Source organism: Natronospirillum operosum (assembly GCF_004768465.1).
GTDB classification, from domain to species: Bacteria; Pseudomonadota; Gammaproteobacteria; order Pseudomonadales; family Natronospirillaceae; genus Natronospirillum; species Natronospirillum operosum.
In genome coordinates, this window is sequence record NZ_SRMF01000003.1 from 93720 (window position 1) to 107964 (window position 14245).

At 62.1% G+C, this 14245-nt stretch carries 11 protein-coding genes; 3 read left to right on the forward strand and 8 right to left on the reverse strand.

Annotated features, from left to right (window positions below):
* Nucleotides 1-3: 3 nt before the first annotated feature.
* From E4656_RS09420 to hslV, 4 genes are all read right to left on the reverse strand, one after another.
* Nucleotides 4-660, reverse strand: coding sequence for a ubiquinone biosynthesis accessory factor UbiJ (locus tag E4656_RS09420; protein ID WP_135482977.1), 657 nt, complete (start codon nucleotides 658-660; stop codon nucleotides 4-6).
* Between the two features lie 3 nt (nucleotides 661-663).
* The gene (ubiE, locus tag E4656_RS09425; protein ID WP_135482978.1) at nucleotides 664-1416 is read right to left on the reverse strand and encodes a bifunctional demethylmenaquinone methyltransferase/2-methoxy-6-polyprenyl-1,4-benzoquinol methylase UbiE; all 753 of its coding nucleotides are present in this window, start codon (nucleotides 1414-1416) and stop codon (nucleotides 664-666) included.
* A gap of 261 nt (nucleotides 1417-1677) precedes the next feature.
* Entirely contained in the window at nucleotides 1678-3009 is a 1332-nt protein-coding gene (gene hslU, locus E4656_RS09430; protein WP_135482979.1) for an ATP-dependent protease ATPase subunit HslU, read from the reverse strand.
* Between the two features lie 6 nt (nucleotides 3010-3015).
* Nucleotides 3016-3543, reverse strand: coding sequence for an ATP-dependent protease subunit HslV (hslV, locus tag E4656_RS09435; protein ID WP_135482980.1), 528 nt, complete (start codon nucleotides 3541-3543; stop codon nucleotides 3016-3018).
* A 146-nt stretch (nucleotides 3544-3689) separates the two neighbouring features.
* Between hslV and E4656_RS09440 the strand changes: the two genes are divergently transcribed.
* A complete protein-coding gene (locus E4656_RS09440; protein ID WP_135482981.1) occupies nucleotides 3690-4931 on the forward strand; it encodes a hypothetical protein in 1242 nt (413 codons plus the stop codon).
* Here the strand turns inward: E4656_RS09440 and E4656_RS09445 are convergent.
* The 3 genes from E4656_RS09445 to E4656_RS09455 all read right to left on the reverse strand — a co-directional run bounded on the left by E4656_RS09445 (nucleotide 4928) and on the right by E4656_RS09455 (nucleotide 9753).
* A complete protein-coding gene (locus tag E4656_RS09445; protein ID WP_135482982.1) occupies nucleotides 4928-5596 on the reverse strand; it encodes an SPOR domain-containing protein in 669 nt (222 codons plus the stop codon). The two genes, E4656_RS09440 and E4656_RS09445, sit on opposite strands and share 4 nt — an antisense overlap.
* Before the next feature lie 22 nt (nucleotides 5597-5618).
* Nucleotides 5619-7382, reverse strand: coding sequence for an arginine--tRNA ligase (gene argS, locus E4656_RS09450; protein ID WP_135482983.1), 1764 nt, complete (start codon nucleotides 7380-7382; stop codon nucleotides 5619-5621).
* A gap of 202 nt (nucleotides 7383-7584) precedes the next feature.
* Nucleotides 7585-9753: a primosomal protein N' gene (locus tag E4656_RS09455; protein WP_167856007.1), complete on the reverse strand. Its 2169-nt coding sequence runs from the start codon at nucleotides 9751-9753 to the stop codon at nucleotides 7585-7587.
* A gap of 166 nt (nucleotides 9754-9919) precedes the next feature.
* Here E4656_RS09455 and rpmE point away from each other — a divergent pair, with 166 nt between their 5' ends.
* Nucleotides 9920-10141, forward strand: coding sequence for a 50S ribosomal protein L31 (rpmE, locus tag E4656_RS09460; RefSeq protein ID WP_135482985.1), 222 nt, complete (start codon nucleotides 9920-9922; stop codon nucleotides 10139-10141).
* A gap of 124 nt (nucleotides 10142-10265) precedes the next feature.
* A complete protein-coding gene (locus E4656_RS09465) occupies nucleotides 10266-11519 on the forward strand; it encodes a malic enzyme-like NAD(P)-binding protein (RefSeq protein ID WP_135482986.1) in 1254 nt (417 codons plus the stop codon).
* Between the two features lie 242 nt (nucleotides 11520-11761).
* On the opposite strand, the gene E4656_RS09470 is transcribed toward E4656_RS09465, so the two are convergent.
* Entirely contained in the window at nucleotides 11762-14203 is a 2442-nt protein-coding gene (locus E4656_RS09470) for a penicillin-binding protein 1A (protein ID WP_135482987.1), read from the reverse strand.
* Between the last annotated feature and the right edge of the window lie 42 nt (nucleotides 14204-14245).

A 14245-nucleotide genomic window follows, 5' to 3' on the forward strand; every position in this document is an offset into this window, starting at 1 on the left:
GGGTCAGTCTCCTTGTTGCCGGTGCGTGCAGTCCTTGCGGAGCTGCATGGCCTGCTGTTCCAGTCGATCCAGGCGGCGGCGCAGGGCCTGTGCATCATCGCGCAACTGATTCGCCTCGCTGCGCGTGACCAGCCAGCCGAGTTCCCGGATCAGGTAGCGTTCGGTGGCGCGTTGCAGCCCGCTCAGACCGCCGTGCACAGCACTGCCGGCCTGGCGCCCGATACGGGCCAGATGGTGCGCCGGCAGGTCGCCGATATGGTCGCCCAGCCAGGCCTCCCAGTCGATGTCCAGGTCTTCCGCCAGCCCCTGCAGCTGCATGAAACTGCGCGTGCTGCCCTCCACCCGGATGGGCAGGCTGGCGAGAGCTGCAGTGCGGTCGTCGCTGCGCAGCAGGGCCAGAAAATCACGGCTGGCCCCCCTGACTTCGGCATCGGGTACCGAATCATCCGGGTGGTCCAGGCGCAGTCGTTGACCGTCGGACTGCACGTCCAGTGACCAGCCCAGATCTTCCAGATGCAGCCGCCAGCATTGCGGACCCAGGATCTGCAGGCGCGCCCGGGCGGCCGGCGCATAGTCGAGCGCCCGATTCAGCGCCGGGTTGCCCAGTTGCAGCAGTGCAGAGGGCAGAGCGGTGTGTCGGCTGTCCGCGCGGTCTGCCATCAATCAGCCCTTGTAACCGATATGCAGGGCGACGATACCACCGGTCAGGTTATGGTATTTGACCCGGTCGAAGCCGGCCTGCAGCATCATGTCGCGCAGGGTGTCCTGATCCGGATGCATGCGAATGGATTCGGCCAGATAGCGATAGCTGTCGGCGTCATCGGCCACCAGCCGACCCATAAAGGGCAGGGCACGAAAAGAATAGAGATCATAGGCCTTCGACAGCAGCTCGGAGCGGGGCTTGGAAAACTCCAGCACCAGCAGCCGGCCGCCCGGTTTCAGCACCCGCTGCATGGAGGCCAGGGCACTGTCCTTGTCGGTCACATTGCGCAGACCGAAGGCGATGCTGACCACATCAAAATGGTCATCGGGAAAGGGCAGGCACTCGGCGTTGGCCTGCACACAGCGCACCCGGTGGCCCAGGCCACGGTCCACCATGCGATCCCGGCCCACGCGCAGCATGGAGGCATTGATGTCGGCCAGCACCACCTCGCCCTCGGAGCCGACCTGGCGTGCGAACCTGGCCGCCAGATCGCCGGTGCCACCGGCGATATCCAGCACCCGGGCGCCACTGCGGACGCCTGCCAGTTCGGTGGTGAAGAACTTCCAGAAGCGATGGATGCCGAATGACATCAGATCATTCATGACATCATAACGTGCGGCCACCGAATGGAAGACATCCGCCACCCGACGGGCTTTCTCGCCTTTGGGCACATCCTGAAAGCCGAAATGAGTGGTGTCGTTGTCGTTCGCCATGCGCGATCTCTGGGTTGGCCGTCAGTCGCCGCATTGTACCTGCCCGCCACAGCGGGATAAACCACTGGTTGTGGGGTTTAGTCGACGGTTGACAGTGCACAGTAGACAGTGGGTTTTAGTAGACAGATGACAGTCGACGGATGACAGTAAGGTATTGACAGCACTTTCGGTTATGGCAACGATCGTACCGTCTACCGTCTACCGTCTACCGTCTACCGTCTACCGTCTACCGTCTACCGTCTACCGTCTACCGTCTACCGTTCAAAGAATAAACCGACTCAGATCGTCGTCGTCCACCAGTTCATCCAGGGCATTGCCGACAAAGGCGGCATCCACGATCACCGGCTTCTTCTCGTACGCGAGTTCGGTGGCCTGGTAGGAGGTTTCTTCCAGCAGGCGTTCAAGCAGGGTATGCAGGCGTCGGGCGCCGATGTTCTCGGTGCGCTCATTGACCCGGAAAGCAACCTCGGCGATCTTGGCGATGCCGTCTTCGGTGAACTGCAGTTCCAGACCTTCGGCACCCATCAGGGCAATGTACTGTTCGGTCAGGCTGTAGTCCGGCCCGGTCAGTATCTGTTCGAAGTCGGCCTGTTTCAGTGCTTCCAGTTCCACCCGGATCGGCAGGCGGCCCTGCAGCTCCGGGATCAGGTCGGAGGGTTTGGAGAAGTGGAAGGCGCCGCTGGCGATGAACAGAATATGGTCGGTCTTGACCATGCCGTACTTGGTGCTGACGGTGCTGCCCTCGATCAGTGGCAGCAGGTCGCGCTGGACGCCTTCGCGGGAGACGTCACCGCCGCCGCGCTGGTCGTTCTTGGCGATCTTGTCGATCTCGTCGAGAAACACGATGCCGTTGTGTTCGACCTGATACAGGGCTTCGGCCTTGGTTTCTTCGTCATTGATCAGCTTGGCCGCCTCTTCGTCGATCAACTGCTTCATGGCATCGCGAATCTTCAGCCGGCGGGTCTGTGTCTTGTGCTGTGACAGGTTGCTGAACATGTTCTGCAACTGGCTGGTCATCTCTTCCATGCCGGGGGGCGCCATGATTTCCACCCCCATGCCGGCCTGGGAGATCTCGATATCGATTTCCTTGTCGTCGAGTTCACCCTCGCGCAGCTTCTTGCGGAACGACTGGCGGGTGGAGGACTCGCCCGAACTCTGGTCCTGTTGCTGGCCGCGCGCCGGTGGCAGCAGCGCATCCAGAATGCGGTCCTCGGCCGCGTCCTCGGCCCGGTGGCGTACCTTTTTCATGGCCTCTTCGCGCACCATCTTGATGCCCATCTCGACCAGGTCACGCACGATAGACTCGACATCACGACCCACATAGCCCACCTCGGTGAACTTGGTGGCTTCGACCTTGACGAACGGGGCCTTGGCCAGCTTGGCCAGGCGGCGGGCAATTTCGGTCTTGCCGACGCCGGTAGGGCCGATCATCAGGATGTTCTTGGGCGAGATCTCGTCGCGCATGGTTTCTTCCAGCTGCATGCGCCGCCAGCGGTTGCGCAACGCCACGGCGACGGCCCGCTTGGCTTCGTGCTGGCCGATGATGTGCTTGTCCAGTTCGGACACGATCTCGCGGGGGGTCATTTGACTCATTTCAGCTTATTCCTTGGTGATGCGTTCAATCACCAGCGAGTGATTGGTATAGACACAGATATCGGCCGCGATGTTCAGGGCGTGTTCGGCCACTTCATAGGCGCCCTTGTCGGTATGCTCGTGCAGGGCACGGGCTGCGGCCAGCGCATAGTTGCCGCCGGAGCCGATGGCGACTATACCGTGCTCGGGTTCTACCACATCACCGGTGCCGCTGATGATCAGAGAGGTGTCCTTGTCGGCCACAATCAGCATGGCCTCCAGACGTCTGAGGGCGCGATCACTGCGCCACTCCTTGGCCAGTTCCACTGCGGACCGGGTCAGGTGCCCGGAGTGCTGCTGCAGGTGGCCTTCGAATTTCTCGAACAGCGTGAAGGCGTCGGCCGTGCCGCCGGCAAAACCGGCGATGACGCGGTCGTGAAACAGACGCCGCACCTTGCGGGCGTTGCCTTTCATTACCGTGTTGCCCAGGCTGACCTGGCCGTCTCCCCCTACCACGACTTCGTTGTCCTTGCGGACCGATACGATGGTGGTCATGCGCCACTCCAGAACAAGTATTCAAACCGAGGAAGTGGCGGTGACAGGAGCAAAATTCAAGAGGCAGCCATTGAGCACTGTGTGGAATTGTTCAGCGGCATCCAAATCAGCTACATTGATCGCACTTGTCCACAGGAGGGTGCACCATGGATTCTGTCTCGATAAAGGCTGCCGCTATTGGCAGCAGGCTGACGGCGCTGGGCCTGGCCCTGAGCCTGTCTCTGACCGCGATGGCGGCAGACTGGCTTTATCTGTCTCCGGCCGGTGGCTGGGTGGAGCAATCGGTCACTGTGGACGCCTACCCCTTTACACTGGAAATACCCGGGCATGCCGATCGCCTCTGGTGGTCACCCGAGGCGGGTGACGGAGATCTGGTGCGTGAACGGTACAGTGAGGTGCCGGTCATGGAACCGGGTACGGATGTGGTGCTGGCCGCTTCGGTGCGGCTGCCGGGCATAGGCCCGCTGGTGGCCGGCGATCGCCTGACCATACGACAGTTCCTCGGTGACCGGGTGGTGGTTTCCGTGGACGACAAGGCCGTGGTGCTGGGACCGGATGTGTACAGCAATCTGTCTTTCCAGGTAACGCCGCTGGGCATGGATCGGGTGCGCTTGCAGGCAGATCGGGACACCCCGGATACGCGCCGGCTGGCCTGGTCATCGTCCCTGCTCAGCGCGGATGTGCGCTACCGACTGCAAATGGCCGGTGACGGTGTGCAGTTGCGTCAGTATCTGCGGGTCAGCAATGACGGTGATCAGGCTCTGAATGCACCTGGTCTGAGCTGGTTCCCGGGTGGTGCGGAAGCCGTCGAGACGCGCACCATGATGATGGAATCAGTGGCGGTCGATAGCCGGACCGAAGTCGCATCCGGTCCGGTGGCGGCGCTGACTGTTGATGAAAGTGTCCGCCTGCCGGCGCGTACCGAAAGCTGGTTGCTGATTTCGGAGCAGCCGGTGTCAGCGTCGCATCACTACAGCCTGAACTGGGATACCCGTCAGGGTGAACAGACCGCGCGTGCTGCCGAGTGGCGGGTGCGCCTGCAGTCGGAAGCCGACCTGCCAAGACTGGCGGGCGCGGTGGAGCTGGGCTGGTTTGACGAGCGGCTGGCGGCCATCGACAGCTACTATCGGCGCGCGGAGGCGCGCCGGGCGGAACTGTCCCTGGGGCGCAACAATCAGGTTACCCTGAATGCGCAGCCAGGGTCTGCCGGCGAGGCCGAACTGGCAATCCATAACCATCTGGATGCCGAGATCGAGGTGGCGTTGCAGATTACTCATCAACCGAACCGGCAGGTACCACCATTGACCGAGCGGCGCACGGTGTCGGTGCCGCCGGGGGTTGTACGGCTGGAAGTCCGTTTCGACGACAGCAGCCTGCAGGTGCGTTAGGGCGTGTGGTTGCGCACCAGCCCCTGCATGCCGAGGCTGTCGAGCCGGTCGCCAATGCGCTGGGTTTCCTGCGTGCTGTCGACCGGGCCTACCAGAACGCGGTAGAAGATGCCGCGCTCACCCAGGTCAGCCTGGGTGACGTGAGCACTGGTCAGGCCTTCCAGAATCAACTGGGCGCGGAGGTTGTTGGCATCGGTCTCGGCGGAGAACGAGGCCACCTGAATGATGAACTGGCCCGGAGACTCTGTGCTGCTGTCCGCCGGGGCGTCGGGAATACGGTCTGACAGCAGGTCGGTGGCGGCCTCTTCGATCACTTCGCGCTGGCGCAGCGCCACCACTTCGTCGGGCACGAACACATCGGTCTGCTGCAGCAGGGTGTAGAACTCCAGTTGCGCCTGGCGGCTGACCGAAGGTGTTTCTGCCGGCGGCGCCGTTGAAGACGGCGCCGGTTCGGTGGTGGACTGCGACGGCGCAGGGAACAGGCCCGACAGGCTGGGCAGTTCGATCTGCATCGGCTCGCCGTCCTCCGGCAACTGGCTCAGAAAGAACAGGCCGCCGACAAACAGCACCACCACAGAGGTGGTGAACAGCCATACCCAGCGCGGCACCCGGGACTGCTGAGGGGCCCGGCCTGGTTGTGGTTTCTGGGCGTAATCGCGAGGCACGCGCGGCTATCTCCTGTCGTTGTTACATGCTGTCGGGCGCACTGACACCCAGCAGGTGCAGGCCATTGGCGATCACCTGTTGCACGGCCAGTGCCAGCGTCAGGCGCGCATTGCGCAGTTCATCTTCCCGGACCAGTACACGGGTTCCGTTGTACCAGGCATGGAAGGCGCCGGCCAGATCGCGCAGGTAATTGGCCATCTGGTGCGGCTCGTAGCTGAGGGCCGCATTGCGCAGCACTTCCGGATACTGGGCCAACTGCTTCAGGATGTCCTTCTCTGCATCTTCCGTCAGCAGTTCGATGTTGTCCAGACCATTCGCCCGGTCCAGCGGCTGGCCGTCTTCTTCCAGCTTGCGCAGCACGCTGGCGACGCGGGCATGGGCGTACTGCACATAGTAGACCGGGTTGTCCTTGCTCTGTGATTTGGCCAGTTCCAGGTCGAAATCCATCTGCTGGTCGACCTTGCGCGTCACATAGATGAAACGGGCCGCATCATTGCCGACCTCCGCGCGCAGTTCGCGCAGCGTGACAAAGCTGCCGCTGCGGGTCGACATGGCGAGCTTCTCGCTGCCCCGGTAGAGGTTGGCAAACTGCACCATGGGAATAATCAGGTTGTCCGGGTCGTAACCCAGGGCCTGCATGGCGGCCCTGACCCGGGCGATATAGCCATGGTGGTCGGCACCCCAGATGTTGATGACCTTGCTGAAACCGCGCGCGAACTTGTTCTCGTGGTAGGCCACATCGGATGCGAAATAGGTGGTCTGGCCATTGTCGCGCTTGAGCACGCGGTCCTTGTCATCACCAAAGTCGGTGCTGCGGAACCACAGGGCGCCGTCCTTCTCATAGACATGACCCCTGTCCTGCAGCTTGCGGATGGCCTGTTCGACCTGGGATTCGCCCTCGGTCAGGCTGCGCTCCGAGAACCACAGCTGATAGTCGATACCGAATTCGTGCAGGTCCTGCTCGATATCGGAGCGAATGCCTTCCAGGGCCTCGCCGAAGAAGCGTTCATAGCGCTCCGTGCCCAGTTGGCGGCGGGCGGCGGCAATCAGGTCGTCGATATGCTGTTCCTTGTCACCGCCGGCGCTGGCGTCCGGTCGTACGTCGGCAAACAGCTCGGCTGCAGGCAGGCGGAACTGCTCGCCGTCGGCGGCGAGAATGGCGCGCGCAATGTCGATGATGTAGTCGCCGCGATAACCGTTGTCGGGGAAGGAGGGGCTTTCGCCGCACAGTTCCAGGTAGCGCAGGTAAACCGAGGTAGCCAGGATGTCCATCTGCCGCCCGGCATCATTGACATAGTATTCCCGATGCACCTCGAAGCCGACTGCGGCCAGCAGGTCCGACACCGTGGCGCCATAGGCCGCGCCCCGGCCATGACCCACATGCAGGGGGCCAGTCGGGTTGGCGGATACGAACTCCACCTGAATCTTTTCGCCCTGGCCGATGTTCTGGCGGCCGAACTGCTGGCCTTCCGCGAACAGGCGCTCCAGCAGCAGACGGCTGGTTTCCTCGGACAGGAAAAAATTGATGAAGCCGGGGCCGGCGATCTCGACATCGCGTACCAGCGGGCTGTCTGGCAGGGCCGCCACCAGACGCTCGGCAATCTGGCGCGGCGCCTGCCGGCAGGGCTTGGCGAGCGTCATGGCCAGATTGGTTGCCAGATCTCCATGCGCCTTGTCCCGGGTGTTTTCCAGCATGATTCGGGGTTCGACATCGGCAGGGATGAACCCTTCCGCCTGAAGGGACTGGACAGCCTGGGCGAGCAGTTCGCTGACGGCGCTTTTCATGGACAAGCGGCTCCTGAGTATGGATGGCAAGGGCGGGTATTATCCTGATTTTGGCGGGGGGATGTAAGGGTTTTAGTCGACGGTTGACAGTGCACAGCAGGGATTAGTCGACAGAAGACAGTAGACGGTCGACAGTGAGGGTTTGACAACCCTTGGAGGTCGTTTAACGAGTCTACCGTCTACCGTCTACCGTCTACTAAGTTCAAAATTCTATCGGATCGACGTCGACCCCCCAGCTCAGCCGACTGGGTATCTTCATGCCGCGTGCTATTGTCAGCACGGCGCTGTCGAGAGCCTGGTGCAGCGGTGCGCGGCGGGTGGCCTTGAGCAGCCAGAGCATGCGGTACTGGCCGGCACGGCGGCTCATCATGGCGGGCATGGGGCCGACCGCCTGCACGCCGTCTGGCAGCGCCAGGATGCGGCTCAGTTCATGCAGAAACCCCCAGGCGGTTTCCTCTTCCGGGTGGTCGGCACGCAGCAGGGCCAGATGCGAGAAGGGTGGCATGTCGGCCTGCTGACGCTCGTCCAGCAGGCGCTGCGCCAGGGTCGAATAGTCGTCCCGCAGAAACTGGTTGAGCAGGGGGTGTTCCGGCAGTCGCGTCTGCAGCAGGATTTCGGCTCTGGCGCGCCGCCGTCCGGCGCGGCCGGATACCTGGGTGAGCAGCTGCGCCGTGCGCTCGAAGGCCCGGAAGTCGGCACTGAACAGGCCGCTGTCGGCATCGAGAATGCCGGTCAGCGTGACATTGGGGTAGTCATGTCCCTTGGCCAGCATCTGGGTGCCGAGCAGGATACCCGACTGCCCGGCCTGCACTTCACTGTTGATCCGGGCCCAGTCGTCCTGATTGCGGATACGGTCGCGGTCGATACGCCAGATGGTGGTGTCCGGCCAGCGCTGCTGCAGATACTGCTCCAGACCGGCCGTGCCCAGGCCCAGCGGCACCAGGCGGGTTTCACCGCAGTGCTCGCAGGGATAGGGCGGGCGGTGCGACCAGCCGCAGTGGTGACACAGCAGCCGCGCCGGGTTTTCGTGATAGGTGACATAGGCCGAGCAATTGGGACAATGCTGAATGGTGCCGCAGGCCTCGCAGATCATGCTGGGTGCGATACCGCGCCGGTTCAGGAACAGCATCACCTGTCGGCCGTGCTGCAGATGGTCGTCCATGCGCTCGACCAGCGGCGCACTGAGGCCGTGGGCCACGGGATGTCGGTTGAGGTCCAGCAGGCTGCGCGCGACCTCGCCCTGGTCACTGCGTCGTGGCAGATCATGCCGCTGATAGCGCCCGGTCACGGCATTCTGCAGGGTTTCCAGCGCCGGTGTGGCGCTGCCGAGCAGAATCGGACAGGCAGCCTGGTGGGCGCGCCACAGCGCCACATCGCGTGCATGATAGCGCACGCCGTCCTGCTGCTTGTAGGAGCCGTCGTGCTCCTCGTCGACAATGATCAGGCCCAGGTCGGCAAAGGGCGCCAGTACAGAAGAGCGTGTACCCAGTACCAGAGGCACCTTGTTGGCGGCGAGGTCGCGCCACACCCGCAGTCGGGCGGCGTCACCCATGCCGCTGTGCAGTTGTTCGACCGGCATGCCCAGACGCTGACTGAAGCGTGCCACCATCTGCGGCGTCAGGCCGATTTCGGGCAGTAGAATCAGGCACTGTCGGCCCTGCTGCAGAATCTGCCGACACCACTCTATATAGAGTTCGGTCTTGCCACTGCCGGTGACGCCGAGCAGCAGTTGCGGTGCCCGGCCAGCCTGCAGTTCGGTCAGCACCGACTGCTGGGCGGCGCTCAGGGTGAGGTTGGACTCGGGCGCGGGCCGGGGGCGAACGTGGCTTTCCTGCTGCCAGGCTGCGAGTTCATCCCGCACCAGCGAGTCGGCACTGGCCTTGCTGATATCCAGGGCCTTCAATTCATCACGGCTAAGCGTGCTGTGCTGCTGCAACTGACGCACCAGTTGCTGGCGCTTGGCCCCCTTGAGCTGATCGGGCGCCAGAGCCCGTCCGCGTTCGGTCAGTGTCAGACTGTGGGGCGAGCGGGTGGCGGGCAGGGCCAGGCCCGGACGCGCGGCGGCTGGCAGGCACAATTCATAGGCTTCGCCGATGGGGGCGTGATAGTAGCGGGCCATCCATTCGGCCAGCGCACACAGCGACTCCGGCAGCAGTGGCTCGGTGTCCGGCACCTGCTGAATGGGTTTCAGGCGCAGGTTGGTCGGCACGCTGTCCGCGCTGCCGGTGATGATACCGCCTGCCTGTCGGTTGCCGAATGCGACCCGGACCCTCTGCCCGCGCGCCAGGCCAGGAGGACCGGTGTAGGTGAAGGTCTGGTGCAGCGGGCAGAACACGGCGACAGCGTAGGGCACGCAATCCGATGCATCCATTGGTTGTGCTTTACTCTGGTTCTGGTAAGATTTGCCGCCCCATGAAGAGCGCTCCGATTGTGCCCGATGCATGATTGGAGTTCAAAACAAACCGTGCGGTGCCCGGGTAGGTGTCCAGACAAACGACCCACGCCGGGTAGCGGCACGTGAAAAACAGAGGTTTTCCATGCAAGCAAGCATTCATCCCAAATATGAAGAGCTGGTGGCCAAGTGCTCCTGCGGCAATGTTATCACCACCCGCTCCACCCGTGGCGGTACCATGCAGCTGGACGTTTGCTCTGCCTGCCATCCGTTCTATACCGGCAAGCAGAAACTGGTTGATACCGGTGGCCGTGTAGACCGCTTCAAGAAGCGGTTCGGCAACCGTGGTGCCATCACCACCAAGTAAGCAGGTACAGAAACAGAAACGCCCTTCGGGGCGTTTTTTGTTTCAGCCGCGCTTACACTGAGTTATCTTAAGGTGCACCTTTAATCGGGTCTTTGAGTCACTCCCCAGGATTCGGAACGCAACCATGTCACAATCAGAATTCAAGAAAGACGCCCTTCGTTACCATGCAGAGCCCCGTCCCGGCAAGCTGAGTATCGAGATTTCCACCGCTGCTGAAACCCAGCGCGATCTGTCACTGGCCTACAGCCCCGGCGTAGCCGAACCCGTGCGTGCTATCGCTGCCGACCCCGAGGCCGCCTACCAGTACACCACGAAGGGCAATCTGGTTGGTGTCATCTCCAATGGCTCGGCGATTCTGGGTCTGGGCAATCTCGGTGCCCTGGCCAGCAAGCCCGTGATGGAAGGCAAGGCCCTGCTGTTCAAGCGGTTCGCCAATATTGATTCCATTGATATTGAAGTCGATACGCAGGATGTGGACGAGTTCGTGCAGACGGTCGAGCGTATCGCGCTGACCTTTGGCGGTATCAACCTGGAAGATATCAAGGCCCCCGAATGCTTTGAAATCGAGCGTCAATTGATTGAACGCTGCAACATCCCGGTGTTCCACGACGACCAGCATGGTACGGCCATTGTGACCGTGGCCGGCATGCTCAATGCGCTGGAGATTGCCAACAAGCCTATTGGCGAGGCGCGTCTGGTCTGTCTGGGTGCTGGCGCGGCGGCCATTTCCTGCTGCCGTCTGCTGAAAGCTGCCGGCATGAAACCGGAGAACATCCTGATGCTGGACCGCAAGGGTGTAATATCCAGGGGGCGCGACGGCCTCAACAAGTACAAGGAAGAGTTTGCCGTCGAGACGGACCGACGCACCCTGGCCGACGCGGTCAAGGATGCCGACATCTTCCTGGGCCTGTCCGGGCCGGACCTGTTCTCGGCCGACCTGCTGAAGACCATGGCGCCGCAGCCCATCGTATTCGCCTGCTCCAACCCCGATCCGGAGATTCTGCCGGAAGTGGCGCGGGAAGCGCGCCCCGACGTGATCATGGCGACAGGTCGTTCCGACTACCCAAATCAGGTCAACAATGTACTCGGCTTCCCGTTCATCTTCCGGGGCGCGCTCGATGTGCGGGCGTCAGCCATCAACGAGGAAATGAAGCTGGCAGCGGCCAAGGCCATTGGCGAACTGGCGCGGCTGCCGGTGCCGGAAGAAATTCTGCAGGCCTATGACGTGAAGGAAATGAGCTTCGGGCCGGAATACATCATTCCCAAGCCGATTGACGGGCGTTTGCTGAATACCGTAGCCGGGGCTGTGGCCCGTGCGGCCGTGGACAGCGGCGTCGCCCATGCACCACTGCCGGATCAGTACAAGGCGACGATCTGAAGTTTTAGTCGACAGATGACAGTAGACGGTCGACAGTTGTTTGTAGTCGAAAGTTGACAGTAGACAGTGGGTTTTAGTCGACGGTCGACATTGGGTTGTAGTCGACAGATGACGGTCGACAGTAGACAGTGGGGTTTAGTCGACAGAAGACAGTAGACGGTCGACAGTGAGGGTTTGACAGCCTTCTGTGGTTTGGAACGATTCTACCGTCTACCGTCTACCGTCTACCGTCTACCGTCTACTCAGAACAACCGGTTCGAACCATCCCCCGAACCCGTGCCGCCGCTGCCTGAAGCACCGCCATTGCCGGAGCCGGTCACGCTTTCCGTGGGCACCAGATCGGAGCGGAACACTTCAAATACGGCGCCATTGTAACCCGGTGGCGCCAGCTTGCCTGACTCGGGATCAATACGGACCTGCGCGATGCCCGAGGGCCGTGACCAGGGCGAATCCGGTGTGCCGGCCAGCGCTTCACTCATGAAATCGATCCAGATCGGCAGCGCCGCCCGTCCCCCGAACTCATTGAAACCAAGCGACGTATTGTCGTCCCGGCCCACCCAGGCGGCCGCCACCAGATTGGGATTGAAACCGGCAAACCAGGCATCGGCACCGTTGTTGGTGGTACCGGTCTTGCCGGCAATATCGCTGCGCCCCAGGCTTTGGGCCGCTGTACCGGTACCCCGTGTAATGCCCTGGCGCAGCATGTCGACCATCAGATAATGGGTCTGGGCGCTGAGGATGCGCTCGGCCAGACCCGGGGTTTCCGGGTCGCAATCGCGACAGGCCCTGACCCGCGGAGACTCGTAGACAATATTGCCATTGGGGTCTTCGATGCGGTCGACCAGATAGGGGTCGACCCGGAAGCCGCCGTTGGCGAACGCCGCGTAGCCGCGGGTCACCTCAAGCGGGGTGTAGGACGAGTTGCCGAGCACCATGCCGAGGTTGCGATCCAGCCGTGCCGGATCAAAGCCGAAATTGCTGACATAGTTGGACGCATAGGTGACCCCGATATCATTCAGCAGACGTACGCTGGCCACATTGATGGACCGATACAGGGCTTCCCGCATCGGGATATAGCCCAGATAGCGATCACTGGAGTTGCGCGGCCGCCAGACCTCTTCCAGCGTCGCATCCTGCATGCTGATGGGCGCGTCATTCACCAGGGTGGAGGGTGAAAGGCCGGCATCCAGCGCGGCGGCATAGACGAAGGGCTTGAAGGTGGAGCCAGGCTGCCGATTGGCCTGCGTGACCCGGTTGAAGCGGCTGAGGAAGAAGTCGAAGCCGCCCACCATGGCCTTGATGCCACCATCATTGGGGTCCATGGCGATAAAGCCGCTCTGGGCCTCGGGAATCTGCGTCAGGCGCCAGTTGCCATTGTCGCCCCGGCGTACCCGAATCACATCGCCTTCCGTCAGCACATCACTGGGGCCGGAGATGCGCGGGCCATAGTTGTCGATGCTGCGCCGCTCGCGGGCCCAGGTCATGCCTTCCAGAGGGATTTCGATCCAGCCGCTGTAGCGCCCCCAGGCCAGCACATGTGGCAGGACAGTCGGTTCCGCTGCAGAGTCTTCATCTGCTGCGAGGTCCTGGCCGTCTTCCACATGGATGACCAGGGCTGGCTCCAGACCGCCGAAGAAGCCATGCTGACTGATCAGGCGCTGGTAGAGTTCGGTATCTTCTCGGTCGTGTTCTGTCGGCAGTTCGTGATTGGCCTCGGGGCCGACATAGCCATGGCGTTCCGAGTAGTTCAGCAGATGGCGCACCACCGCCCGATTGGCCGCATCCTGCTGTCGGGCGTCAATGGAGGTATAAACCTTGTAGCCGGCATTGATGGCGTCCTCACCGAACAGGCGTACCACTTCGAGCCGGGCCTGTTCGGCCACATAGGGTGCACTGACCGCAATGCGGGCGGAATTGCGTTCCGCCGTGTTGGGCGCGGCAATGGCGCGCTGATACTCGGTGTCGGTGATGAAGTCCAGGTTGTACATCCGGTTGAGCACGGTATCGCGCCGGCTCATGGCGCGCTCGGGGAAGGCCAGCGGATTGGCGCCCGAAGGCCGCTGGTGCAGACCCGCCAGCATGGCCAGTTCGGGCAGTTCCAGCTCGCTGATGTCGCGCCCGTAATAGACCTGCGCCGCAGCCTGTATGCCGTAGGCGCGATGACCCAGATACATCTGGTTGGAATACAGTTCCAGAATCTCGGCCTTGGTCAGGACCTGCTCCATGCGGAAGGCCAGGATGATCTCGGTAAACTTGCGGGTAAAGGTCTTGTCCGGGTTGAGGAAGAAGGAGCGCGCCACCTGCTGGGTCAGCGTGCTGCCGCCGGAGCCCGGGCGCCCGGTGGTAATGAACTCCAGCGCTGCACTGCCGAATCGCATCGGATCGACGCCGATATGATCTTCAAAGCGATGGTCCTCGATGGCCATCAAAGCTTTGACATACAGCTCCGGAATTTCTTCAAATTGTAACGGCGTACGCCTTTGCTCGCCGATTTCGGCCATCAACTGGCCGTCAGCGGAATAAATGCTGAGGGGTGTCTGCAATTCGACATCCTTCAGTACTTCCACCGGCGGAATGGTAGGCGCCAGATAAAGGTAGATGGCAGCGCAGACTGTCACAAAACCGGTAAAGGCTGTGAGGCCGGCCCAAAGCAGAATATGCCATCCCCGTTTAATCAGAATCATGGTCTAGAACACCCGCAGTTTGATAACCGTTTCGCAAAAAAA